At 67.3% G+C, this 370-nt stretch carries 1 protein-coding gene; it reads right to left on the bottom strand.

Translation table 11 applies throughout. The features are described from left to right. A partial coding sequence (locus VI26_RS22765) for a type VI secretion system Vgr family protein (RefSeq protein ID WP_048412035.1) occupies positions 1-370 on the bottom strand: 370 nt, incomplete at both ends.

Raw genomic sequence — 370 nt, 5'->3', positions numbered from 1 at the left:
ACCGGCTTGGTCCTTGGCGGTTTTGCCATCCTTGTCGGTGTTGCTGCCGGCTTCCCAGGCTTTCAAGGCGGCGGCCTGGTGTTGCAGATGGCCTTCGGTCTTCTTGGCGGCCTTGGCGTTGTCCGCGCCGATTTCTTCCGGCCCGGTTTCCATGGTGTCGGCCTGCTGGCCGCTGGCGGTGTCGCCCAGGCTTTGGCTCAGGGCCAGGGCCGCATCGAGCTGGCTTTGCGCCTGTTCGCGCGCCAGTTGCTTGCCCCCAGCGCCGTTCTGCGCTTCGGTGCTCAGCAGCAGGCCGTGGCCGGCGCGGATCGCGCCGTGATTGTCGGTGCGTAGTTCAAAGCCGTCGCCGCGCGGTTCGGCCTTGCCATTG

Source organism: Chromobacterium sp. LK1 (genome assembly GCF_001043555.1).
Lineage (GTDB): Bacteria > Pseudomonadota > Gammaproteobacteria > Burkholderiales > Chromobacteriaceae > Chromobacterium > Chromobacterium aquaticum.
The sequence above is the reverse complement of the archived record's forward strand: the minus strand, read 5'-3'. Positions and strand labels throughout refer to the sequence as shown.